This is a genomic window from Microbacterium sp. NPDC028030 (genome assembly GCF_040637855.1).
Taxonomy (GTDB): domain Bacteria; phylum Actinomycetota; class Actinomycetes; order Actinomycetales; family Microbacteriaceae; genus Microbacterium.
On record NZ_JBEZXF010000003.1, the window covers coordinates 85,437 to 109,602 of the forward strand.

The 24,166-nt window shown below is 70.4% G+C and carries 23 protein-coding genes; 12 read left to right on the plus strand and 11 right to left on the minus strand.

What is annotated here, in order from left to right; translation table 11 throughout:
* Window positions 1-20 precede the first annotated feature (20 nt).
* From AB0E56_RS14895 to AB0E56_RS14915, 5 genes are all read right to left on the minus strand, one after another.
* Window positions 21-854 (minus strand): ATP-binding cassette domain-containing protein, encoded by an 834-nt coding sequence (locus tag AB0E56_RS14895; RefSeq protein WP_359800218.1) that lies wholly within the window; start codon window positions 852-854, stop codon window positions 21-23.
* Entirely contained in the window at window positions 851-2,635 is a 1,785-nt protein-coding gene (locus AB0E56_RS14900; protein ID WP_359800219.1) for a dipeptide/oligopeptide/nickel ABC transporter permease/ATP-binding protein, read from the minus strand. Before AB0E56_RS14900 ends, AB0E56_RS14895 begins: the two co-directional genes overlap by 4 nt.
* Window positions 2,632-3,573, minus strand: a complete 942-nt coding sequence (locus tag AB0E56_RS14905) for an ABC transporter permease (RefSeq protein WP_359800222.1) — start codon at window positions 3,571-3,573, stop codon at window positions 2,632-2,634. Before AB0E56_RS14905 ends, AB0E56_RS14900 begins: the two co-directional genes overlap by 4 nt.
* Before the next feature lie 80 nt (window positions 3,574-3,653).
* Window positions 3,654-5,183 carry an ABC transporter substrate-binding protein gene (locus tag AB0E56_RS14910; protein ID WP_359800225.1) on the minus strand — a complete coding sequence of 510 codons (1,530 nt, stop codon included), beginning with the start codon at window positions 5,181-5,183 and terminating at the stop codon, window positions 3,654-3,656.
* A 330-nt stretch (window positions 5,184-5,513) separates the two neighbouring features.
* Entirely contained in the window at window positions 5,514-6,854 is a 1,341-nt protein-coding gene (locus tag AB0E56_RS14915) for a DUF222 domain-containing protein (RefSeq protein ID WP_359800227.1), read from the minus strand.
* 306 nt (window positions 6,855-7,160) lie between these two features.
* On the opposite strand from AB0E56_RS14915, the gene AB0E56_RS14920 reads away from it, so the two are divergent.
* A complete protein-coding gene (locus tag AB0E56_RS14920; RefSeq protein WP_359800230.1) occupies window positions 7,161-7,529 on the plus strand; it encodes a multidrug efflux SMR transporter in 369 nt (122 codons plus the stop codon).
* A complete protein-coding gene (locus tag AB0E56_RS14925; RefSeq protein ID WP_359800232.1) occupies window positions 7,526-7,849 on the plus strand; it encodes an SMR family transporter in 324 nt (107 codons plus the stop codon). The genes AB0E56_RS14920 and AB0E56_RS14925 overlap by 4 nt, the downstream gene beginning before the upstream one ends.
* 48 nt (window positions 7,850-7,897) lie before the next feature.
* Here the strand turns inward: AB0E56_RS14925 and AB0E56_RS14930 are convergent, their stop codons facing one another.
* On the minus strand, window positions 7,898-8,860 hold the full coding sequence (locus AB0E56_RS14930; protein ID WP_359800233.1) for an aldo/keto reductase: 963 nt from the start codon (window positions 8,858-8,860) through the stop codon (window positions 7,898-7,900).
* Between the two features lie 101 nt (window positions 8,861-8,961).
* Here AB0E56_RS14930 and AB0E56_RS14935 point away from each other — a divergent pair, with 101 nt between their 5' ends.
* From AB0E56_RS14935 to AB0E56_RS14960, 6 genes are read left to right on the plus strand one after another with little or no spacing between them, the layout of a single operon-like run.
* The gene (locus AB0E56_RS14935; RefSeq protein WP_359800235.1) at window positions 8,962-9,696 is read left to right on the plus strand and encodes an SDR family NAD(P)-dependent oxidoreductase; all 735 of its coding nucleotides are present in this window, start codon (window positions 8,962-8,964) and stop codon (window positions 9,694-9,696) included.
* A gap of 23 nt (window positions 9,697-9,719) precedes the next feature.
* Window positions 9,720-10,853, plus strand: a complete 1,134-nt coding sequence (locus tag AB0E56_RS14940; RefSeq protein ID WP_359800237.1) for a zinc-binding dehydrogenase — start codon at window positions 9,720-9,722, stop codon at window positions 10,851-10,853.
* A gap of 11 nt (window positions 10,854-10,864) precedes the next feature.
* Window positions 10,865-11,827: an aldo/keto reductase gene (locus AB0E56_RS14945; protein WP_359800238.1), complete on the plus strand. Its 963-nt coding sequence runs from the start codon at window positions 10,865-10,867 to the stop codon at window positions 11,825-11,827.
* Between the two features lie 35 nt (window positions 11,828-11,862).
* Complete coding sequence (locus AB0E56_RS14950; protein ID WP_359800241.1) at window positions 11,863-12,861, plus strand: alpha/beta hydrolase; 999 nt, start codon at window positions 11,863-11,865, stop codon at window positions 12,859-12,861.
* Window positions 12,858-13,841 carry an alpha/beta hydrolase gene (locus AB0E56_RS14955; protein WP_359800244.1) on the plus strand — a complete coding sequence of 328 codons (984 nt, stop codon included), beginning with the start codon at window positions 12,858-12,860 and terminating at the stop codon, window positions 13,839-13,841. Before AB0E56_RS14950 ends, AB0E56_RS14955 begins: the two co-directional genes overlap by 4 nt.
* Before the next feature lie 35 nt (window positions 13,842-13,876).
* Window positions 13,877-15,058, plus strand: a complete 1,182-nt coding sequence (locus tag AB0E56_RS14960) for a multidrug effflux MFS transporter (RefSeq protein WP_359800246.1) — start codon at window positions 13,877-13,879, stop codon at window positions 15,056-15,058.
* Here the strand turns inward: AB0E56_RS14960 and AB0E56_RS14965 are convergent.
* The gene (locus AB0E56_RS14965; RefSeq protein ID WP_359800248.1) at window positions 15,052-15,717 is read right to left on the minus strand and encodes an SDR family oxidoreductase; all 666 of its coding nucleotides are present in this window, start codon (window positions 15,715-15,717) and stop codon (window positions 15,052-15,054) included. The genes AB0E56_RS14960 and AB0E56_RS14965 overlap by 7 nt on opposite strands.
* A 37-nt stretch (window positions 15,718-15,754) precedes the next feature.
* Window positions 15,755-16,300 carry a hypothetical protein gene (locus AB0E56_RS14970; protein WP_359800250.1) on the minus strand — a complete coding sequence of 182 codons (546 nt, stop codon included), beginning with the start codon at window positions 16,298-16,300 and terminating at the stop codon, window positions 15,755-15,757.
* 66 nt (window positions 16,301-16,366) lie between these two features.
* Between AB0E56_RS14970 and AB0E56_RS14975 the strand changes: the two genes are divergently transcribed.
* Entirely contained in the window at window positions 16,367-16,951 is a 585-nt protein-coding gene (locus tag AB0E56_RS14975) for a TetR/AcrR family transcriptional regulator (RefSeq protein ID WP_359800251.1), read from the plus strand.
* A gap of 119 nt (window positions 16,952-17,070) precedes the next feature.
* On the plus strand, window positions 17,071-19,053 hold the full coding sequence (locus AB0E56_RS14980; protein ID WP_359800252.1) for a primary-amine oxidase: 1,983 nt from the start codon (window positions 17,071-17,073) through the stop codon (window positions 19,051-19,053).
* A 37-nt stretch (window positions 19,054-19,090) separates the two neighbouring features.
* On the opposite strand, the gene murQ is transcribed toward AB0E56_RS14980, so the two are convergent.
* Together murQ and AB0E56_RS14990 are read right to left on the minus strand one after the other, a co-directional pair.
* Window positions 19,091-20,026, minus strand: coding sequence for an N-acetylmuramic acid 6-phosphate etherase (gene murQ / locus AB0E56_RS14985; RefSeq protein ID WP_359800255.1), 936 nt, complete (start codon window positions 20,024-20,026; stop codon window positions 19,091-19,093).
* The gene (locus tag AB0E56_RS14990; RefSeq protein WP_359800257.1) at window positions 20,016-20,909 is read right to left on the minus strand and encodes a BadF/BadG/BcrA/BcrD ATPase family protein; all 894 of its coding nucleotides are present in this window, start codon (window positions 20,907-20,909) and stop codon (window positions 20,016-20,018) included. The genes murQ and AB0E56_RS14990 overlap by 11 nt, the downstream gene beginning before the upstream one ends.
* A gap of 136 nt (window positions 20,910-21,045) precedes the next feature.
* Between AB0E56_RS14990 and AB0E56_RS14995 the strand changes: the two genes are divergently transcribed.
* A complete protein-coding gene (locus AB0E56_RS14995; RefSeq protein ID WP_359800260.1) occupies window positions 21,046-21,903 on the plus strand; it encodes a MurR/RpiR family transcriptional regulator in 858 nt (285 codons plus the stop codon).
* Window positions 21,904-21,917: 14 nt separating this feature from the next.
* Here the strand turns inward: AB0E56_RS14995 and AB0E56_RS15000 are convergent, their stop codons facing one another.
* On the minus strand, window positions 21,918-23,024 hold the full coding sequence (locus tag AB0E56_RS15000; protein WP_359800262.1) for a DUF998 domain-containing protein: 1,107 nt from the start codon (window positions 23,022-23,024) through the stop codon (window positions 21,918-21,920).
* 103 nt (window positions 23,025-23,127) lie between these two features.
* On the opposite strand from AB0E56_RS15000, the gene AB0E56_RS15005 reads away from it, so the two are divergent.
* Window positions 23,128-24,078 (plus strand): helix-turn-helix domain-containing protein, encoded by a 951-nt coding sequence (locus AB0E56_RS15005; RefSeq protein ID WP_359800264.1) that lies wholly within the window; start codon window positions 23,128-23,130, stop codon window positions 24,076-24,078.
* Window positions 24,079-24,166 lie beyond the last annotated feature (88 nt).

Below are 24,166 nucleotides of genomic sequence, written 5' to 3' on the forward strand. Positions count from 1 at the left end.
GGGAGTGATCCGGCCTGGAGCTACCGTACCGCCGCATCGCGCACCTCCCGCAGAGCGAGCCACTGCGCACGTCGCTCTCGTTGCGCGATCGGGTCGGCGACGGGCGAGGCCAGACGCAGCCGCTCGGAGTAGGGATGCCGCGGGGCACGGGTGACCTGCTCCCCCTCGCCGACCTCCACGAGCTCGCCGCGGTACATCACGGCCACCCTGTGGCAGACGCGCCGGACGACGCCGAGGTCGTGCGAGACGAAGAGGTACGCCACGCCGGTGTCGCGCTGGAGCTCGATGAACAGGTCGAGGATCGTCGCCTGCGTCGTGAGGTCGAGGGCGCTGACCGGCTCGTCGCACACGATCAGCCGCGGTCCGCGGACGAGTGCGCGCGCGATCGCGACGCGTTGGCGCTGACCGCCCGAGAACTCACTCGGATAGCGGTCCATGGCGGTACTCGGAAGGCGGACGCGGTCGAGCATCTCGCGCACCTTCGCCTCCGCGGCCTTCGCGCCGATGCCCGTGGTCAGCAACGGCTCCGCGAGGATGTCGCCGATGGTCATGGCGGGGTTCAGCGAGCCATAGGGATCCTGGAACACGACCTGCACGTCGTCGGCGAGCGCTCTGCGGGCGCGACCGCCGAGTCGGCTGATCTCCTGTCCGTCGAAGCGGATGCTTCCCGCAGTCACCGGCGCGAGGCCGAGGATCGCCTTGCCGAGCGTCGACTTGCCGGAGCCGGACTCGCCCACCAGGCCGAGGCATTCGCCGGGGGCGATGTCGAGGGAGACGCCGTGGAGGGCGCGGAAGGCGTGGCGGCCGCGGCCGTACTCCACGACCAGGTCTTCGACGGAGAGCAGGGCGCTCATGCGGTCACCTCGATTCGCGTGCGGTCCAGTTCGGCGCGGCCTTCGACATCATCGAGGGACGCGGCGATCAGTTCGCGCGTGTAGTCCTCGGCGGGGGCGGCGAACAGGTCGTCGACCGGTCCCGACTCCACGACGTCGCCGCCGCGCATCACGATCACGCGGTCGCAGATGTCGGCGACGACGCCGAAGTTGTGGGTCACGATCAGCAGCGCCATGCCGTACTCGGCCTGCAGCTCGCGGAGGAGTTCGAGCACCTCGGCCTGCACCGTGACGTCGAGCGCCGTGGTCGGCTCGTCGGCCACGAGCAGTGAGGGCTTCCCGGCGATCGCACCCGCGATCAGCACGCGCTGCGCCATGCCGCCGGACACCTGGTGCGGGTAACTGCGCATCACCCGGTCGGGATCGGTGAGGCCGACGCGGACGAGCATCGCGCGCGCCCGCTCCTTCGCCGCCGCAGCACTGAGCCCCTGCGTGTGCCGCAGCGGCTCGATCAGCTGGTGGCCGATCGTGTACGAGGGGTCGAGGTTGCTCATCGGCTCCTGCGGCACGTAGCCGATGGCGCGTCCGAGCAGGGCATGGCGCTGCTTCGGCGTCGCCTTCGTGACGTCGGTGCCGCCCACCCAGATGGCGTCGGCGATCGCGCGGCCCGTGGAGGGCAGCAGATCGAGCACCGAGAAGACCGTCTGCGACTTCCCCGAGCCCGACTCCCCCACGATGCCGACGACTTCCCCGGGGGCCACATCGAGGGTGACGCCGTGCACCACCTCGGTCTCGCCGTTCGGGGTGGCGTGCACGACGCGGAGATTCTCCACTCGGAGGGCGGAGGCCTCTGCCGCGTGCTGCGCGGTGCCGGTCGGTGCGCTGGTCACCGCCGCGGCGACCTGGGCGCCCTTCCGCCGGGACGCCCGAGGCGTCCGCACCTGCACGAGCTCGGCGAGCGTGGACCCCATGATGGCGAGCACCGCGATCGTGAGCCCCAGCGCGGCGGACGGCCACAGCAGCATGAGCGGATAGGTGAGCATGAGGCGGAAGCCCTCGAGCATCATGGCGCCCCAGCTGGGGACGTTGGAGTCGCCGATGCCGAGGAACTGGAGTCCGGCCTGCATGCCCATCGCCATGCCGGCGGTGAGCGCGGTCTGGATGATGACCGGCGGGTAGACCGCCTTGATCACGTGGCGGAAGATGATGCGCCCGTCGAAGAGACCCGAGACGCGGGCCGCGTCGATGTACGGTTCGCTGCGGACGGCGAGGGTCTGCGACCGTGCGATGCGGAAGTACCCCGGCACCATGAACACGCCCACGGTCGCCATCAACAGCTCGAAGTTGTTGCGGCTGCCTGCCGCGACGACGAGCAGGATGATCATGCCGGGGATGGACTGCAGCGCGTCGCTGATCCAGGTGGCGACGCGGTCGAAGACCCCGCCGAAATAGCCCGCGGCGACGCCCGCCGGAACACCGATCACGAGTGCGGTGACGATCGTGATGAGCGCGCCCCACAGGGTCGTGCGCGTGCCGTAGATGAGTCGGCTGAGGATGTCGCGACCGGTGGAGTCGCCGCCGAGGAGGTGCTCGGGCCCTGGCGGGGCCTTGGCCGCGGCGAGGTCGACGAAGTTCGGGTCCATCGGCGCGAGGAGCGGGGCGAAGACGCCGACTAGGACGATGAGGACGAAGATCGCCAGCGGGATGTAGCCGCCGGGGTGGCGCAGGAAGCGTCGGAACAGGCCGGAGCGGCGCTTCTGGGCGGCCTTGTCGAAGGCGACGCGGATGTCTGTCGTGGTCATGCGACGCGCACCTTCGGGTTGATCCAGCCGAGCACGAGGTCGAGCAGGAGGTTGATCAGGACGACGAACACGATGGAGATGACGGTGATGCCGAGGAGCATCGGGATGTCGCCGTTCTGCGACGACTGATTGGTGAGCTGTCCGAGGCCGGGGAGGCTGAAGATCTGCTCGACCACGATGGCGCCCGAGAGCAGCCCCACGAACATGAGGGCGGTCACGGTGAGGGCTGCGGGTGAGGCGTTGCGGAGGATGTGCAGGTTCACCCTGGTCGCGGAGAGTCCACGGCTGCGGAGCGTGCGCACCCAGTCCTGGCGGCTCTGCGCGATGACGGCGTTGCGCAGCTGCTCGGAGACCGCGACGATGCCGCCGAGGGCGAGCGAGATCGCGGGCAGGGTGATCGAGCGCAGCCAGCCCTCGACCGACTGGGTGGGCGGCACGTAGCCGACCGCGGGGAACCACTTCAGCTGCACGGCGAGCCACATCACGAGCACGAGGCTGACCCAGAACCCCGGAAGGGCGAAGAGCACGACCGAGATGCCCTTGATGACGCGGTCGAACCAGGTGCCGGGGCGGAGACCCGTGATCATCCCGAATGCGACGCCGATGACCGCGGTGATGAGCGTGGCGAACGTCACGACTGAAAGGGTCACGGGGACCTTGATCGCGAGCTGTGCGCTGACGGGCTGGAAGTTGCGCCAGGAGACGCCGAAGTCGAGCAGCGCGGCGTGCGAGAGCCAGTCCCAGAACTGCACGAGGAGCGGGCGGTCGATGCCGATCTTCTCGGCGAGCGCGGCCTGCTGCGCAGGGCTCGCGGTGGTGCCGAGGAGCGAGGCCGTCGGATCGCTGATCGCCAGGTGGGCCAGGAAGAACGTGCCGATCGAGACCGCGACGAGCAGGAGGATGCCGGACAGCACCCGCTTCGCCGTGAACAGGAGCATGGGAACCTCTCGGGAGGTGGAGGGTCGGAGGGGGAGGAAAGTGCCGGGGCGGCCGACGTCGCGGCCGCCCCGGCGGGGTGTCAGCCCTGGGTGATGTAGCGGAGCGTCGGGAACATCATCCCCACCACGGGCTGCAGCTGGATGCCAGGTGCCGTGTAGTAGATGTTGTTCGCCTGGTACCACACCGACCACCACGCCTGGTCGACGAGGGCTTCGTTGAGCTCCTTGACGGCCGCGGTCTGCGCGTCGCCGCGCTCGGTCTGGACCTTCTCGACGAGCGGGGCGATGACCTCGTTCTTCGCGTAGTCCGGCTCCGGGTTGAACCACTGCACGCTGGTGACCTGCCGGGCGACCGTGGCGACGTCGTTGCCGTCCATCGCGAGGAACGAGATGAACATGGGGTAGTTCGGGGCGTTCAGCTGGTAGTCCGGCATCTGCATGTTGTCCCACGTGACCTTCACGCCGAGCTCGGTGAGCGCCTGCTCGGCCGAGGGCTTCCACATCTCGAAGACGGGCGACATGGGCATCGAGATGGCGAACCCGTCGGGGTATCCGGCGTCGGCCAGCAGTTCCTTGGCCTTGTCCATGTTGTAGGCGTAGGTCTCGTTGAGCGCCGGGTCGTTGATCGACCCGCCGTCGGGGAACACCTGGTTGGTCGCGACGCCTGCTCCGCTGCCGACGGCGGCGAGGATGGCCGCTCCGTCGAACGCGTAGTTGAGCGCCTGGCGCACCTCGAGCTTGCCGAGCGGCTCGCTCTTGACGCCGGTGTGGTCGGTGATGACCAGCCCCGCCCAGCCCGACACGCGCTCGGCCGTGTTCCAGCCCTGCTGCTTCGCCTGTTCGAGGTTGGCGACATCGCCGTACTGCACGTTGATCTGACCGCTGAGCATGGCGTTGTGCCGTGCGGTGGCGTCGGTGATCGGGAAGATCGCCAGTTCGGAGAACGGGTAGGCCTCGGCGTCCCAGTGGTCGGCTGCCTTGGTGAAGTGGTACTCGGCGCCGGCGACGCTGGTGGTGCTGTCGAGGACGTAGGGCCCGGAGCCGATCGGCTCGCTGCCGAGCGTGCCCGCCTCGATCGCGGCGGGAGAGGCGACGTAGCTGCGGCCGAGGCCCATGAAGTAGAGGATCGTGTCGTCGCGCTGCGTGAGGACGATGCGGAGCGTGTCGTCATCGACCTTGTCGAAGGAGGAGACGTTGACGTAGGCCTCGCCGGAGCGAGCGCCGGCCTTGAGGTATTCGAGGCTCGCGATCACCGCGTCGACATCGACCGGGGTGCCGTCGCTGAACACGGCGTCGGTGCGGATGTCGAGGTCGATGCTGAGGTCGTCGTCGGCGACGGTCCACTCGGTGGCGAGCGACGGGATCGGGTCGCCGTCTTCGTCGAGGGCGATCAACGCGTCGTATACGGCCGACAGGTACGGCCCGTCGAAGCCGATGTCGGCCAGCGACGGGTCCCACGACGTGACGTCGAGGAAGTTGCCGATGTTGAGGGCGTCGGGGCTCTCGACACCGCTGCCGTCGGACGGCGAGGGCGTGGCGCCCCCGCTGCAGCTGGTGAGCGCGAGCGTCGCGGCGACGGCCGCGGCGAGCGCGAGGGGCATTCGTTTCATGGTTCCTTCTCTCGGGTGCAGGGGGTGGTGAAGAAGGCTCGACGTGCCGCTGACCGGAGACCGGATCGACGTCACCTCGATGTGTCGTGGTGGTTAGTCTACATGCGTGGAAAAAGAGCGCAAGGGCGTTTCTCGTCCGTGACGTCCGGGTTCATGCCTGTCTGCGCACCGGGCTTGTCCGAGCGCGCAGGCATGGCGGCGCAGCGGACACCAGCGCTCAGGCGACGCACTCAAGCGACGCACTCACGCGGCGCACTCACGCGGCGCACTCACGCGACACAAGCGGCGCGCACCCACGCGACACACGCGGCGCGCACCCACGCAGCGCACTCACGCGGCGATATCGAAGCGCGCTCTGCCGCCCAGCAGCGGGACGCGCGCGGAGTCGACCGCGGCGGGCGGCACGAACCACACCCTCCCGCACCCGCCACCGCCGTCGACGCGGATCTCCCATCCGTTGTCGTGGATGCGGTGGTGACACGTCTCGCACAAGAGCACGCCGTTCGACAGGTCCGTCGGTCCGCGGTCGCGCTTCCACCACCGGATGTGATGCGCCTTCGTCATCTCCGGCGGCAACCCGCACATCGCGCATCCGCCATCCCGCTCCACCAACGCCAACCGCTGCGACCGCGTGAACAAGCGCTTCTCACGCCCCCAGTCGAGCACTTCGCTCGCAGCGCCGAGCACGCACGGGATGACTCCCCCACCCGCGGCCATCCGCCGTGCAGCGCCGATACTGACCGGCTGTTCGATCCCATCGATCTCGGCGGAGCCGGTGCCGGCCTCCAGGGCATCGAGGCTCATCCGCACCACGACGGTCGCACCCGCCAGCGGCACCTTGGCTTCACATCCGAGCACGTGCGCGGCGAACACGGCGAGCGCGTCGGCCTGGATCATCGGAACCGTACGACGGTCGGCATCGCACGCATCGGGGGCGGCAGCATCTTTCCGCGCGGCGAACGCCGCGGTCACGTACCCCCGGACGGCGGTCACGACGGGAGCCGCCGTCTCCGCATCGAGGATGGCATTCAGATGCACCATCCCGTCGCGCTCGTGGATGGTCAATGATCGACGAGAGCGCTGCTCTTCCAGGCGCGGCTCCACCCCGTCCGGGTCCAACCATGCCTCCGCCCGCACGATCAGCTTCCGCACGTCGTCGAGCGCGAGTCCGATTGCCTTCTCGACCAGCAGCCGCTCCGCCTCGGCGACACGCACCGCCCCGGCCGCCACCCGACACCGGTCCAGAAGAGCGACGATCAAGGCCGCCACCTGCGCGCTCAGCATGCCGGCGCCGAGCGCCTCCCGCACGGCCGGGTACTTCGCCGGGAGCGGCGCGCCGAGGAGATCGGCCCGCGGCGCGACGGCCTCGCCCACCTTCACCAGCCGCGTGGCATCACCGCGCGAGACCCCGACGGTCGCTGCGATCATCGTCGCCGGATTGCGGAACCCCTGTTGCTTCGCGAGGCTCTCGGCGCCCAGCTCGGGACGAGACTCGCGAGAGATACACGCGGCCACCTCGATGTGCACCGCATCCAGCCGCCTCTGCAACACCCCGAGGGATGCACTCACGGCGATCAGCTGCTGCCGGGACAACTCGCCGGACGCATCGGCGTCTGCCCACGCCTCATCGAGGCGGGACATCGCCTCGTGCAACGCGGCCAACTTCGACATGACTCGATTCTATCGGGAATCCCGCACACATTCGAAGATTTGTTCGAGTCATTCCGGCATGCCGCCATGCCTCGAACCTCGAGCCGAAACGGACTGTCCAACCTCGACGACACGGCCCGTTCACCGGCAACCGAGACGATCGAACACCCGCCTCACACATGCCCGCCTTCCTCGCCCACACGCCCACACGCCCACACGCCCACTCACCTCCTCGCGTTCCTCGCCCACACGCCCACTCGCCGAAGAGGGAATCCCCCGCCACCACTGCACGTTCCCCTCCTCGGACCCCTCCACGAAAGGCCCGTGATGATCGACCGCCCGCGCCCCTCCGCCTGGCCGCCCCTCCTGACCGCCATCGCGCTGGAGGTCACGGCGACGCTCTCGTTGCGCGCGGCCGAGGGCTTCACGCATCCGCTGTGGCTGATCGTCGTCGCGGTCGGCTACACGGGTTCGCTGTGGCTGCTTTCGGTCGTGCTCGACCGCGGCATGGCCGTCGGCGTCGCCTACGGCATCTGGTCGGCGGTCGGCGTCGTGCTCACCGCGGTGTTCGGCACCGTGCTGTTCGGCGAGGTCCTCGGCCCCGTGCAGCTGATCGGCGTCGGCGTGATCGTGGTCGGTGTGCTGCTGGTCGAGCTCGGCTCGCATGCACGCGAGTCGACGGAGGCCACCCCATGATCTGGCTCTTGCTCGCCCTCGCGATCGCCAGCGAGGTCACCGCGACCCTGAGCCTGCGCGCATCCGAAGGACTCCGGCGCAAGCGCTGGCTCCCCGTGATCGCGATCGGATACCTCGCGGCCTTCACGCTGCTCGGCACGATCCTCGCGCTGGGGATGCCGGTGGGTGTCGCCTACGGCGTCTGGGCGGCCGCCGGGGTCGCGCTGACCGCGGTCCTGGGCCGCGTGATCTTCAAGGACCATTTCTCCCTCATGATGGCGATCGGCGTCGCGCTCATCGCGGCCGGCGTGGCGATGATCGAGTTCGGCGGCGCGCACTAGCCGCGCACGTCGAACCGATGCGCAGGATCCGGTCGCAGCCCGCGCTCCTCACCAGACGCCGTCGGCACGCACATCCCGATCGACCCAGCATGCGGCGAGCGCATCGCGCACCTCGGCTCCGTGATCGCGGGCGAGGGCGAGAGCCGCGTGGTTCTGCTCCAGCTGCGAGAGCCGCGAGGCGCCGAACAGCACGTTCGCGGTGGCGGGATTGGTGAGGCAGAAGGCGATGCCGAGCGCGGCCGGCGTGACGCCGAACTCCCCCGCGATGCGCGCCACCTCGGGGAACACGGCGGCGATCTGCTCCCGGATGCCGCCCACGTCGGCGCCGATCTTGCGCTCGGGCGCGCGCCCGGTGGCGAGGATGCCGCCCTCGAACACGTCCGACGCCTGGAGCGTGAGCGTCCCGTCGGCGAACAACGGACCGTAGGCGTCGCCCTCGGCCATCGATCGACGGGCGATGCCGTACTTCAGCTGCGCGAAGACCGGCCCGGCCGCACCCTGTTCCGCAGCCTCGGCGAGCGCCTCCCGCGTGTGCTCGATCCGCCAGTTGTTGATGCCCCAGGAGTCGACGAACCCCTCGGCGATCAGTTCGTTCACCTCCGTGACGAGTCGCGGCATGTCGGGGGCGTCGAGATAGTCCCCCACGACGAGCGTGTCGAAGCGGTCGAGCCCCGCGCGCTGCAGCGACTCGACGAGTTGCGCGCGGAACCCCTGGTTCGGCCAGTCCCACAGCCAGAGCTTGCCGCACAGCACGATGTCGGCGCGGTCGACACCGCTCGCCCGCAGCGCCTGGCCGAAGAGGATGTCGGTCTTCGAGTTCTCGGCATGCGGCCCCATGTTGTAGTACGCCACGTCGAAGAACCCGGCGTCGAGGTCGACCGCTCGACGGATCAGGGCGACAGCCTCGTCCGGCCCCATCCGGTCCCAGGTGTTCCACGACCCGAGGGCGAGAGGGGGCACCGGACTCCCGCCGACGCGGAGGGACTTCCGGGGATATGTCGATTCGGGCATGAAGGCTCCTTCGCCATCTCTTCGCACGGGGTTGTGTTTTTCTATGTTTGTAGAATATAACGGAGACACCCCCGTCAGATCAGCCGTCAGTGAGGACGAACATGACCGCATCCCCCCGCCGCATCCTCGTCACCGGAGGCGCATCCGGACTCGGCCGCGGCATCGCCGCCGCCTTCCGCGAGAGCGGCGACGACGTCTTCATCGGCGATGTGAACGCGGATGCCGCCGCCGTCGTCGCGTCCGAGATCGGCGCGACGGCACTCCCCCTCGACATCGCCGACGAGTCGTCGGTCCTCGCCGCGGCGGAGCTGCTCGCGGCCGGCGGCGGCATCGACGTGCTCGTCAACAACGCGGGTGTCGTCGCGGGCGGCGGCACGCTGCAGGAGGTCCCGGTCGACGTGTTCGACACGGCCCTCCATGTCAACGTGCGGGGCACCTTCCTCATGCTCCGCGTCTTCGGCGCCCTGTTCGCCGAGGCGGGGCGCGGCACGATCGTGAACATCTCGTCGATCGGCGCCAGGCAGCCCACCCCAGGGCTCGGCCACTACGAGGCGACCAAGGCCGCGGTCGACGCGCTGACCCGCACCGCCGCGATCGAGCTCGCGCCCTCCGGCGTGCGGGTCAACGCCGTCGCCCCCGGCCCGGTGCTCACCCCGCTGACCGCCGACTTCGCCTCGAACCCCGACGCGCGAGCGGCCTGGGAGTCGCGCATCCCGCTCGGCGCGATCGCCGCCGTCGAGCAGGTCACTCCCCTCGTCGTCTTCCTCGCGAGCGACGCCGCCAGCCACATCACCGGGGTCTCCGTCGCCGTCGACGGCGGACAGCTCCTGGTCTGACCGACACCGCCGTCTGGAGAACCATGTCCGTCCCCACCACCGAGCTGCCGACCATCGCCGACCTGCCGCGCACGACCCGCGCCGCGGTGCTCACCGCGCACGGCGAGCCACTCACCCTGCAGGACCTTCCGCTCCCCTCGGAGATCGAACCGGGCGCTGCCCTCGTGCGCATCGCCTGCACCACGCTGTGCGGCACCGACATCGAGATCTGGGAGGGGCGGATGACGTTCCCCGGCATGCTCCCGATGGTGCTCGGCCACGAGATGGTCGGCGAGATCGTCGCCACCGGGCCGGACGCGAGAGACGCCCTCGGACGCCCGCTCGCCCCCGGCGACCGCATCGGCTGGTCCGAGTCGACGTGCGGCGAGTGTCACGGATGCGTGGTATTGCGCGAACCCGTCGCGTGCGCGCACCGCGGGTACGGCTTCCTGCAACGCGCCGATGTGCCCCCGTTCGCCACCGCCGGGCTCTCGGAGTACGCCTACGTCACCCCCGGAGCTGCCAAGCTGCTGCTCCCCGCATCCGTGAAGGACACCTGGGCGTCGATGGCGGGCTGCGCAGCCAAGACGGTGCTGCGCGCGTTCGAACGCGCAGGTCGCCTCCGACCAGGGTCGAGCGTGGTCGTGCAGGGCGCAGGCGCCCTCGGGATCTTCGCCACCGCCGTCGCGAAGATCTCCGGCGCCGGCCAAGTGATCACGGTCGGGGCACCCGCGTCCCGGCTCGCACTCGCCGGACGGTTCGGAGCCGACGCGGTCGTCGACTTCCGCGACGGACCGGTGGTCGACCAGGTCATGGCGCTCACCGGCGGTCGCGGCGCCGACCACGTGTTCGATTTCGCCGGCGCCCCGAGTGTCGGCCCCGACGCGATCGGGATGGCGGCACAGCGCGGAACCATCGCGATCGTCGGCTCCACCGGGCCCGCAGGCGATGGTTTCCCCCTCAGCACCATCATGGGCAAGGAGCTCACCGTGGTCGGCTCGCTCAACGGCGACATCTCGGACTACTCCCGTGCGATCGACTTCTTCACCGCCTTCGCCGACCGCTTCCCGTGGGACGACCTCTTCAGCACCCCGGTCGGCCTCGCCGACGCCTCGACGAAGATCGCCGACATGCACCATCTCGATGAGGTCAAGGCCGTCATCGACCCGAGACTGTGAGGACGACGACCGTGACCACTCCCCTCCTGCCCCGCCGCGAGATCGGCCGCAGCGGCATCGACGCCGCGCTGTTCTCGCTCGGCTCCTGGCACACGTACGACCGGATGGACTTCGCCGACGCGGTCGCCATGCTGCGCGAGGCCACGGACCGCGGCGTGAACCTCTTCGACGTCGGCGTGTACTCCGCGCCAGGCGCCCCGCCCGTGTTCACCGACGTGATCTTCTCGGCCATGGTGCGCGCGGCAGGTCTGCGCCGCGACGAGTGGCTGCTGTCGTCGAAGCTGTGGCTCGAGGCGTTCGGCGACGACGGGTTCCGCCCGCAGCTCGAGAACGCCCTGATGCGCGTCGGCGTCGAGCACGCCGACCTCGTGATCCTGGGCGACCTGCGCCGCGACGACCTCGACCTGCGCGAGCTCGTGCTCGACCTCGCCCGCCTCCAGGACGCCGGCCTCATCCGCGCCTGGGGCGTGAACAACTGGTCGGCATCGAGCATCCAGACCCTGATCGACATCGCCGCAGTCGAGGGCGTCGCCGGACCGCAGATCGCGCAGCTGAAGTACAGCGTCTCACGGCGCTCGATCCCCGACGGCGAACCCTTCGCACGGCTGTGGGACCAGGGGCTGACCCTGCAGGCCTCCGACTGTCTCGAGGGCGGCGTGCTGGCCGGGAAGGTGAACGGCGACCGGCAGATCGGCCGCGACCCCGGCGACATCCGGGAGCGGATCATCGCCGACGTGCCGGCTTTCGCGGACGTCGCGTCGTCGCTGGGCGTGTCCCCGGCGCAGCTCGGCATCGCGTTCACGCTCACGCACCCCGCGCTCACCACGACGCTGTTCGGCGCCTCGAGCATCGAGCAGCTGCGCGCCAACCTCGACGCCCTCGCCCTGGTCGACCGCCTCGGGGTGGAGGAACTGCGCCGCCTCGTCGAGCCGTTCTGGGCCGACCGCGGGGTCGTCGACCCCGAAGGCCCCTGACCCGCCGACACCCCGACACGCCTGCAAGGAGAACCATGACCGCCATCGCCGCCGGACACCCGACCGTCGCCCCCGTGCCCTTCGACCCCGAGGTGCAGGCCGTGCTCGACGAGCTCGCGAAGAACCCGCAGCCGCCGCTGACCCGCGAGACCCTGCCGCGGGAGGGAACGGACCGCATGTTCCCCGACAACGACACCGTCATCGCGGGCCGCGCCATCGACTGGGAGGACCGTGTCATCCCCGGTCCCGCCGGAGCACCCGACATCGAGATCACGGTGTTCCGCCCCGCGGGGTCCAGCGGGGACACGCTTCCCGCGTTCGTGAACATCCACGGCGGCGGGATGATCGTCGGTCACCGCTCGTGGGAGACCGGCCGTGTCGTCGACATCGTGGCCGAGCACGGGGTGGTCGCGGTGAACGTGGAGTACCGCCTCGCCCCGGAAGACCCCTACCCCGCAGGCGTGGAGGACTGCTACGCGGCCTTCGTCTGGGTGCACGCGCACGCCGCGGAGCTCGGCGTCGACCCCGAGCGCATCGTCGTCGGGGGCGGCAGCGCCGGAGGGGGCCTCACCGCCGCGGTCGCGCTCCTCGCCCGCGATCGACAGGGCCCTGCCATGGCCGGACAGCTGCTGTTGTGCCCCATGATCGACAACACCAACACCACGGTCGCGAGTCGTCAGTACGACGGCATCGGCACGTGGCAGCGCGAGCTGAACCTGCTGGCCTGGTCGTGCGTGCTCGGCGACGACCTCGCGTTCAGCGACGAGGCGCCCGCCTATGCGGCACCGAGTCGCGCGGCCGACCTCTCCGCACTCCCTCCCGCGTACATCGAGGTCGGCGAGGCCGAGGCCTTCCGCGATGAGGACACCGAGTACGCCCTGCGCATCTGGGCGACCGGCGGACAGGCCGAGCTGCATGTCTGGGGCGGAGGCGCGCACGGCTTCGACATGTACATGCCCGACGCCGAGATCTCCCGCGCCGCTCTGGCCGCTCGCGCCTCGTGGCTGCGTCGGATCTGGCGGGCGGCCCGATGACCGCGCCGCTGCCCGTCCCGTACGACCCTGAACTGGTCGCCGGCCTCGACGCGTTCGTCGGGATGGTCGAGATCATCCCGCTGCGCGCAGACACGATCCTCGCGAACCGCGGCCACTTCGCCACGATCATCCCGCCCATGGCCGTGCAGGCGGAGGGACGGGCGATCACGTGGGAGGACCGTGTGATCCCGGGTCCGGCAGGCGCGCCCGACATCGAGATCACGATCGTGCGGCCGAGCCGTCCGGCTTCCGCACCGGCACCCGCCGTGCTGTCGATACACGGCGGCGGCATGGTCCTGGGAACGCGGTTCTTCGGCACGGCGGAACTCATCGACCTCGCCGAGCGCCACGGGGTGGTCGGAGTCGCAGTCGAATACCGCCTCGCCCCCGAGCACCCTGGCCCGGCGCAGGCCGAGGACTGCTACGCCGCCCTGGAGTGGATGGCCGCCCACGCCGACGAACTCGGCATCGACCCCGACCGCATCATCGCCTCGGGGATGAGCGCGGGCGGAGGTCTCTCCGCGGCCGTCGCACTTCTGGCGCGCGACCGGGGCGGGCCGCGCCTGGCCGGCCAGCTGCTCGGATGCCCGATGCTCGACGACCGCAACGACACCCCCTCCAGCCGGCAGTACGACGGATTCGGTGCGTGGGACCGCAACAACAACGACACCGCGTGGGATGCCATCGCCGGCGACGACCGGTTCAGCGACCGGGTGTCGCCCTACACGGCCCCCGCCCGTGCCCAGGATCTGACTGGGCTCGCCCCGGCGTTCATCGAGGTGGGCGCCGCCGAGACGTTCCGCGACGAGGCGGTCGACTACGCCCTGCGCATCTGGACGACCGGTGGACAGGCCGAACTGCACGTGTGGGCGGGCGGATACCACGGGTTCGCGGGGTTCTCCCCGGAAGCCGAGGTGTCTCGGGCCGCCGTCGCCGCGCGCGAGAGCTGGCTGCGGCGTACCCTGCGCCTGGACGGATGACTCTCCCGGGGTCGGCGGAACAGGGCCGTCCGCGCATGAGCACGCTGCGGGCGATGCTGGTGCTCGGGATGCTGGAGGCCTTCGGACCCCTGTCCATGGACCTCTACCTGCCGCAGCTGCCGCAGCTCGCCGCGTCTCTCGGCACCACCGAGGCTCTGGCTCAGGTCACGATGTCGGCGTGCATGATCGGGCTGGGGCTCGGACAGCTCGTCGCGGGGCCGCTCAGCGACCGACTCGGTCGACGCCTGCCGCTGCTGGTCGGTGTCGTGGCGTTCACTGTGCTCTCCCTCGTGTGCGCGGTCGCGCCGACGATCGAGCTGCTGCTGGTCGCGCGCTTCCTGCAGGGACTCGCAGGCTCCGCGGGCATCGTGATCTGCCTCGCCATCGCCAGGGACCAGTTCGAGGGCGTCGAGCTGTCGCGCATGCTGTCGCTGTTGTTCCTCGTCTCGGGCACGGCGCCGATCATCGCACCCGTCGTCGGCGGCCAGCTCGCCCGCATCATGGACTGGCGCGGCATCTTCGGCGTGCTCGGCGCGGTCGGGGTCGTCCTCCTCCTCGTCGTGGTGTTCGCCCTGCCGGAGACCCTCCCCCCGGCGGCACGACACGGCGGAGGACTCCGCGCACTCGGGTCGCACGCGGGCGCTGTCGCCCGAGACCGTCTCTTCGTGGCGGTGCTGTGCGCCGCGGCGGGCGGCGGCGTGGCGTTCTTCACCTACCTGTCGATGTCGTCTTTCGTGCTGCAGGAGCAGTTCGGTCTCACCCCGCAGACCTTCAGCCTCGCGTTCGCGGCCGGAGCGCTCGCGAGCATCGTCGGCAGCCAGACCAGCCGGCTCGTGGTGCGGCGCTGGGGAACGCTGCGCGTATACCTCGGCGGGATCACGGCCACGCTGCTCGCCACGACGGTGTTCCTCGTGCTCGCGCTGACGGGAACCGGGGTGCAGGGGGTGATCGTCGCACTCGTGGGCTTCATGCTGTGCTCGGGTCTCGGCGGACCGAACGGTCAGACTCTGGCGCTCGCGCACCACGGCAGTCGCGCCGGCACCGCCTCGGCGCTGCTCGGCATGGCGACGTTCCTGTTCGGCCCTGTGCTCGCCCCTCTCGCCGCGGGCATCGGCGGCACGAACGCGGTGACGATGGCCGTCACGATGACGGTGGCCTCGGCGGTCGCCGCCGTCGCCGCATGGGCGTTCGTGCGACGTGCCGCGGCGTCTCAGTAGCGCGCCGAGAACGCCCCGTCCGACTGGAGCAGCTGGCCGGAGATCCACCGGCCCTCTGCCGAGACGAGGAACTCCACGATCGCGGCCACGTCGGCGGGGCGACCCAGGCGGCCCAGGGGTGTCATCGCCGCGAGCGACTCCCGGGTGTCGGCGTCCATCCATCCGGTGTCGATCGGTCCGGGGTTGAGCACGTTCGCCGAGATCCCGCGCGGACCGAGCTCTCGCGCGGCCGAGATCACGAGCCGGTCGAGCGCACCCTTCGACGCCCCGTAGGGGAGGTTGCCCGTGACGTGGTCGCTCGTGAGGGCGAGGATCACTCCCCCGTCGTCGCCCACCTGGCGGGCGAACGCCGCGATCAGCAGCAGGCTTGCGCGCGCGTTCACGGCGACGTGCCGGTCGAAGCTCTCGGCCGTGGTGTCGAGGATGCCGGACTCGACGTCGTGGGCATGGCTGAGGATGAGCGCGGTGATCGGTCCGTGCACGGCGTTCACCTCCGCGACGAGCGCTCCGGGGCCCTCGGAGGTCGCGAGGTCGGCGGGGTGGTCGGCGTCGTGGAGGTCGCTGGTGACGACCGTCCATCCGGCGGCCTGGAGTCGAGGGACGATGCCGGCGGCGATGCTGTTCGCGCGGGCGGCGCCGGTGATCAGGGCGAGGGGCATCCGGCCACGCTAGCGGAAGGGGTGCGCAGCGCGCGGGTCAGAACCCGAGGCACATGACGGCGACGCCCGCGGCCATGGCCCACGACTCCGTCGTGAGCAGCCGTGCCGTCCGGCCACGGTGCACGGGAGCGACGACCCGTTCGCCGACCACGGTCCACAGCACCACGCCGACGACACCGACCAGCACGAGCACCGACAGCGCACCGGACATGCCGTGCCCGCCGTGGCCCGCGGCGACGGACCCCGTCGCCGGCGACACCGCGACCGCAACCGATGCGCCCTGGAAGGCGCAGATCGCCATCACGAGCGAGACCACCGCGCGGTGGCAGCATGTGGCTGCGGCCGCCGTGCCACGCACGCCCATCGTGCCGAGCATGGCGGAGAGCAGCAGCACGACGCCGAGCACGAGTCCGATCAGTGGCTCACCGTCGGTCGCGGCGAGGATCAGCATCGCCGCCGCCATCACGAGCGCGCTCTGCCGCCCCTGCCAGGGCACCGCGCGCCACGCGGCGAGGCAGGCGACCGCCGAGACGGTGGCCGCAGCGGCCATCAGCCACGGTGCTGCGGGAAGGAGGTGCTCCACTCGGGCAGTATATTGATCACTCGCTCAATAACGCTAGACCGGGTCTCGATGCGACAAGATGGGCACGTGCCCCGCATCGTCGATCACGATGAGCGCCGCCGGCAGATCGCCGAGGCGCTGCTCGCCGTCGCCGCGCGCGACGGACACGAGAGCGTCTCCTCGCGCGCGGTCGCCGCGGAGCTGGGCGTCGCGACGGGGTCGCTGTGGCACTACTTCGACGGCTTCGACGAGGTCGTGCGCGCCGCGGCCGCCGAGGTCACCCGCCGCACCGACGCCCGCATCTCGGACGCGACGGCCGGACTGCGCGGGCTGGCGCGGCTGCGGGCTCTGATGCGCGAGGTGCTGCCGGTCGACGATCACACCCGCACCGAGGCGCACGTGGTGGTCGGCTTCTGGGGGCGCCTGGCAGCACTCGCCCCGACCCCGGACGCCGCGGCGCCGACGCTCGCGACCTGGCAGCACAGCATCCGCCTCGCCCTGGACGAGGCCGTCGACGACGGCGAACTGCGCCAGGACACCCCCACCGAGTCCGTGATGGCACTGCTGCGCTCGATCACCTACGGCCAGCAGATCGTCGAGGTCACCGAGCCACAGCCTGCCGCGGCCCATCTCGCCGTGCTCGACGGCATCCTCTCCCCCTGGCTCGCCTGAGCCGCACTCGAACCCTCGCACTCCGTCCGGGATCCGATGGTTGTGGTCGCCGGGCGCGCCGTCGTATCATCGTGCCAACCCGTTTATTGAGCAGTCGCTCGAAAATAGTGAGGTCGACGATGTCCCACCACGCCCCGCAGCCCGTGACGATCGAGAAGATCGCGGTCCCGCACCCGCACGACCCGTTGACCGGCGCCGAGATCGCCGCGGCCAGGGCCGTGCTCGAGGCAGCAGGCCTCATGACCGAGACCACGCGCGTGCCGATGCTGCTCCCCGACGAACCCACCAAGGAGGAGCTCGCGGCCTGGCGGCCGGGGTCCCCCATCGACCGCCGCGTCGACATCACCCTGCTCGACGTCGCGACGGGTGTCGCGACCGAGGCCGTCGTGTCGATCACGCGCGGCGAGGTCCTGCGCACCGAGCGCGTGCCGAACGACGCCCCTCCGTACGGTCAGCCGCAGTACCTGTTCGAGGAGTACGAGCGCGCCGAGATCATCGCCAAGGCCTCCCCCGAATGGCAGGCGGCCATGCGACGCCGCGGCTTGGAGGAGCACATGGCGCTCGCCTTCTGCGGGCCCCTCGCGCCGGGGTACACCGGTCGCGCCGACGAGGTGGGCCGCCGCGTCATCCGCTCACTGACGTTCCTCAAGTACGACGAGCAGGACTCCCCCTGGGCGCATCCGGTCGAGGGCCTCATCGTGCACATCGACCTCACGTCGAACAGCGTGATCCGCGTCGAGGACCACGGCGACGTCCCTGTTCCCGCCGGTCACGGCAACTACTACCCCGAGACACAGGGCGACGCCCGCACGTCGCTCAAGCCGATCGAGATCACGCAGCCGGAGGGCACGAGCTTCACGGTCTCCGGCTCCCTGGTCGAGTGGGAGGGCTGGTCGATGCGCGTCGACTTCAACGCGCGCGAAGGCCTCGTGCTGCACGACGTGAGCTTCCAGGGCCGCTCGGTGCTCAGCAGGGCCAGCGTACCGGAGATGGTCGTGCCCTACGGAGACACCGCCCCCGGCCGCTTCTGGATCAGCTACTTCGACGCAGGAGAGTACCTGCTGGGGAAGAACGCGAACCACCTCGAGCTCGGCTGCGACTGCCTCGGCGTGATCCGCTACCTCGACGGATACGTCGCCGACGATCACGGACATCCGGTGCGGATCCCCAACGTGGTCTGCATGCACGAGGAGGACTACGGCATCCTCTGGAAGCACACCGACCTCGCCGGACGCGCCGACGTGCGCCGCTCGCGCCGCTTCGTGGTGTCGTACTTCTCCACGATCGGCAACTACGACTACGGGTTCTACTGGAACTTCTCCCTCGACGGCTCCATCGAGGTCACCGCGAAGGCCACCGGCATCGTCTTCGCGGCGGCGGGCGAACCGGGCGTGCGGCAGAAGCACGCGACCGAGCTCGCCCCCGGGGTCTTCGCGCCCGTGCACCAGCACCTGTTCTGCGCCCGACTCGATGTCGCGATCGACGGTGAGGACAACCGGCTCCTCGAGATCGATGCCCAGCGCGTGCCCATGGGCCCGGAGAATCCGTTCGGGAACGCGTTCACGTGGTCGGAGACGCCGTTGCGCACCGAGCGCGAGGCGCAGCGCGAGGCCGACTCCTCGGTCGCGCGCGTGTGGGAGGTGCAGAGCGCGTCGCGCACCAACCGCGTCGGACGCCCCACCGCCTACCACCTGATCCCCGAGCCGACCGCGCTGCTGATGGCCGACCCGCAGTCCTCGGTCGCCGCGCGCGCCGCCTTCGCCACGAAGCACCTGTGGGCCACACGTCATGAACAGGGGCAGGTCTGGCCTGCCGGACGCTATCCCAACGCCCACCAGGGCGGCGCGGGACTGCCCGAGTACACGGCGGGCGACCGGTCGATCGACGGCGAGGACATCGTGCTGTGGCACACGTTCGGACTCACGCACTTCCCGCGGCCGGAGGACTGGCCCATCATGCCCGTCGACTATGCGGGATTCTGGTTCAAGCCGAACGGGTTCCTCGACCAGAACCCGGCGATGGACGTGCCGGAGTCGTCCCAGGCGCACGGCGCGGCCGCGGAGGGATGCTGCGGCGGAGGCGCCTGCACCTGCGGACACTGAGCCGACTCGGCCCGGCGGCGGATCAGGCGGGTGCGGATCAGGCGAGTGCGGAGATCGCGTCGCGGAGGATGCCGTCGGCGCCGTCGAGCGCAGACGCGGCGGTCTGCGGCGAGGCGTCCGTCGCCAGCATCAGCAGCGCGAGCTTGACGGAGCCCTCCGCGCCCTTCAGAGCCGCGGAGGCCTCGTCGATCCCCACGCCGGCGAGCTGCGACACGGTACGGATCGACCGCGCGTGCAGCTTCTCGTTCGTGGCGAGCAGGTCGACCATGACGCCGCGATAGGTCTTGCCGAGCTTGATCATCGACAGCGTCGTGAGCATGTTCACGACGAGCTTCTGAGCGGTCCCGGACTTCAGGCGCGTCGACCCGGAGATGAACTCGGGCCCGGTGACGACCTCGATCGCGATCTCGGCGGCCGCCCCGATCTCGGAGGAGGCGTTCGACGCGATCGCGACGGTGAGGGCTCCGACGGCTCTGGCGTGGTTCAGCCCGCCCACGACGTAGGGGGTGCGCCCGGACGCGGAGATGCCGACGACCGTGTCGAGCGCCGACAGCTCGAGCTCGCGCAACGAGATGCCTGCCGCCTCCGCATCGTCCTCGGCGTTCTCGACCGCTGCGCGGATGGCGGTCTCGCCACCGGCGATCAGCCCCACCACCATCGAGGGGTCGGTCCCGAACGTCGGCGGGCATTCGCTCGCGTCGAGCACGCCGATGCGCCCCGCCGTGCCGGCGCCGATGTAGATGAGCCTCCCGCCGCGGCGGAACCGCTCCGTGATGCCGTCGACGGCAGCGGCGATCTCGGGGATGCGCTCGGCGACGGCCTCGGGCACCCGGCGATCCTCGGCGTTCATCCGTCGCACGAGCTCGTCGGTGCCGAGCAGATCCAGGTCGCCGCGTTCCGTCGTCGACGCCTCCGTATCGAGGTTCTCGAGCACGGAGAGGAGGGCGGCGAGTCGGGAGTCGTCATTCGGCACGGTGCACGAACCTTTCGTGAGGGAGATCGAGGCGTCGCGCGAGCAGCAGCGCGCCGTCGAGGGCATCGCCGGATGCCGGCACGACGCGGCGACCGGCGGCGCTCAGGGAGACGTGGAGGACATCGCGGAACCAGACGTGGTCTGCGAGCCCTCCGTGGACCACCACATCGGCGGTCAGGGTCGAGGCGGCGACGGCTGTCGCGGTAAGCAGACGGACACCGTCGGCGACGATCGCGCCCGCGATCGGGTCTCCGGCTTCCGCGGTGTCGAGAACGAGCGGGGCGAGCGTCGCGAGTCGCCGAGGGAGAGGGCCGCTCTGCGCGAGCCAGGCCTGCACGTCGGATGCCGTGCCCACGGGGGCGGCCAGGGCGTGCGTGAGGGCGGTGCGGGGCGCGAGACCGTCATCGGCGCGCAGCACCGCGCGCAACGCCTCACGACCGAGCCACGATCCGCTGCCGAAGTCGCCGAGTTCCGGGCCCCAGCCGTCGACGAGCCGGGCGCCCTCGTCGTCGATGCCGAGCGCCGCAGCTCCCGTCCCGGCGATGAGCAGCACGCCGGAGCCGCCGTGCAGAGCGCCGGCGTGCGCGGTGACGACGTCGGAGGCCACGGCGATGCGCGCCCCGGTGGCCGCGGCCAGACGACGCGCCAGCTCCTGCGCGGCATCCGGTGCGAGCCAGGCGCCGGCGGCGCCGACCCCGATGAGGTCGAGACCCTTCGCATCGTCGAGCAGCGACACGATGGCGTCGACCGCAGCGGCGACACCGCCTGCCGTAGCCAGGCCCGGCGCTCCCACGCCGGAGCGCTCGATGCGCGTAGCGTCGTGGATGACGACACGGCACCGCGACTTGCCGAGATCGACGGATGCGGTCGACTGCGCGCTCATCGGCTCTCCTCAGGGACTCGGTCAAGATGCAACGAAAAGAGACTACATGCGAAGTAGACTCACTGAAAAGAATTTACCATTCTTGTCGCGACCGCCGTCACGACATACTGAGAATCCCCTATCCCCGGAGGACCGATTGAGCATCCAATCGACGATCGAAGCCGCCGCCTCGACCCTGCCGCCGTCGCTCGCGCGCATCGCCGCCGTGGTGCGCGAGAACCCCTCGATCGTGATCGACAAGACGATCAACGAGCTCGCAGAGGAGTGCCACACCTCGGTCGCCTCCGTCGTGCGGTTCTGCCGGGCGATCGGGTTCAGCGGCTACGCCCCGCTGCGCATGGCACTGGCGACCGAACTCGGCAAAGAGGCCGCACAGTTCTCCGCCCGCGGCGCCTACGGGTCGGAGATCTCCGATGAGGACTCGCTCCAGGAGGCGGTGTCGAAGCTCGCCGCTCTCGAGCTGCTCGCGATCGAGGAGACCGTCGCCCAGCTCGACTTCGACGTGCTCGAAGCGGCCATCGATGCGATCGACGGCGCCGACCGGATCCTCCTCTACGGCATCGGCGCGAGCCAGTTCGTCGCCGAAGACCTGGCGCACAAGCTCCTGCGCGTCGGCCGCAACGCCCATGTGCTCTCCGACTCGCACGAAGCGGTCGCCGCCAGCGTGCTGCAATCGGCGCCGACCGTCGCGATCGGCTTCTCGCATGCGGGCTCGACGATCGAGACGGTGCGCTTCCTCGAGACCGCGCGGGCCAACGGCTCCGCCACCGTCGCGGTGACCTCGGCGAAGGACTCCCCTCTCGCCCGTGTCGCCGACCACGCCCTGTTCACCGAGGTGCGCGAATCGGCGTTCCGCGCCGGCGCCATGGTCAGCCGCATCGCGCAGCTCGCCCTCGTGGACTGCCTGTTCATCGGCGTCGCGAAGCGGCGGTTCGCCGAGACGGTCGACGCCCTGCAGCGCACCCGTCAGGCGACCAACGCGCTCCGCGACTGAGGCAGGCGCGCCGCTCACGCGTCCGCGTGCGCCCCGATCGACCCGGCTGTGCGCAGAAACACGATGATCCAGCTGAAGATCAGCACCGCAGCGATGAGTTCGACGGCCGTGAGGTTGTAGTACCCGACGGCGAAGAAGGCCGCGAGCAGGATGATGACCAGCACGTACGCCCAGCCGAGGCCGACGAACACGCGCGGGATGCTCCGCAGGAACCACGGCAGCCCGATCACGATCACCGCGAACACGACGCACATGCCGGTCGCGACCGTGTTGTGCACCAGGAAGAACTCGTCGACGGGGAAGAGCCCGACGCACGCGAGGAGGATCCCGAGCAGGATCAGCCCGCCGCGCACCATGAACCGTCCTCGACGGTCGAGGGGATCGTCCGCAGGCAGTCCCGCCGTCGCGTACCGCGAGATCGTGGTCACCATGACTCCGGCGATGATCAGCGTCGTGTTGAACGCGACCGAGGCGCTGTTGCTGCTCATGCCGAGGGCGGAGAGGTTGTCACGCCACCAGTGCACGTCGCTCGAGGCGAGCATGCTGGCGAACGCGCCGACCACCAGGAACACCGCGAGCACCAGCGACAGCACCGTCGGAGTGAGGGCGACGGCGCTCAGGAACGACACGTAGCCCGCCAAGGCGAACGCCACGGCGACCAGCACCGCCCCGGGGAAGGGGAACACCGGCGCATCCGTGAAGCTGCGCTCGAGCAGCTCCGCGACACCGAGCCAGCCCAGATACGCGATGGCCGCGTGCGCGAAGGCGATGGCCGCGAGGTCGTACCAGCGCAGTCGATCGCCGGGGACACTGAAACCGTCGCGAGCGGCGCCGGGATCCACCTTCTCGGGGCGCACGGCCAGGCGCCCGAACGTGAACGCGATCACGGCGGTGACGGCCCCGCCGTACGCCGCGAAGAGGCCGATCGATCCGGTGCCGCTGATCGCCAACTCGTGCCCCCAGAACACCGGCAGCGCGATCAGGAAACCCGCGACGAGGAAGCCGCTGCCCACGATCAGGGCCGTCGCCTCGAACACGGCGGCATCGGTCGCGGGTCCGCGCACCTGCCTCAGCACCTGCCGCACCCGACCGGCGAGCGTCTTGAGCGATTCATCCGTCACGGTCCACATCATAGAAGTCGTCCCGTCGACCGGATGCCGGTGATACCATCGCGGAACGGATCGTATACAACGTCGTCGTTCCACCATCCCGAGGTGATCAGTCATGAACGGTGCACCCGCCGCCGAATCGGTGTCCACTCTTGTCGCGCGCAACATCAGCGACTTCCGCGCTGCCGTCTCCGAGTCCTTCGTCCCGTTGCAGGTGACGACCGCCGGCCCCGATCACTTCCGCGGCGTGATCCGCGGCGCCTCGGTCGACGAGGTGCACGTGAACGATCTGCGCGCGACCTCGCACGTCGTCGAGCGCACCCCGGAGCTGATCGCGCGCGGCGACCGCTCGTACTTCAAGGTCAGCCTGATGCTCGCCGGCACCGGCCTGTTGATCCAGGACGACCGCGAAGCCGTGCTGCAGGCGGGCGACCTCGCCGTGTACGACACCGACCGCCCCTACTCCCTCGTGTTCGACCAGGACTTCCGGACCATGGTCGTGATGTTCCCGAAGCACCTCATCAGCCTTCCCGCCGACATGGTCGGACAGCTGACCGCCGTGCGCATCTCCGGCCACGAGGGCCTCGGCAGCATGGTGGTGCCGTACCTGACGCAGCTCGCGGGCAACCTCGATCAGCTCGCCGGAACAACCGGAGCCCGACTGGCGCACAGTGCCCTCGACCTCGTCACGACCGTCTTCACCCGTGAGCTCGGACTCGACGAGGTGTCGGCCGACCCGCATCGCGCCCTGGTGCAGCGCATCCGCTCGTACATCGACCGCAACCTCGCGTCGACCGACCTCGGCCCCGCCACGATCGCCGCAGCGCACTACATCTCGACCCGACACCTGCACGGGCTCTTCCAGGAGCAGGGCGTCACGGTCTCGACCTGGATCCGTACCCGCCGCCTGGAGCAGTGCCGCCGCGACCTGCTCGACCCCATGCTCGCCGACCGTCCGGTCGCAGCGATCGCGGCCCGCTGGGGGTTCGTCGACGCCGCGCACTTCAGCCGCGCGTTCAAGTCGACCTTCGGGGTCTCCCCCAGCGAGTACCGCGCAGGGCACTGAGGTCGCCGTAGTCGTCCCCCGGCTGCCATCGACCCTTGCCCGGGAGGGCACGCCGGTTGACTCTCGGCGCGCGATGGCCGCCCCGGCC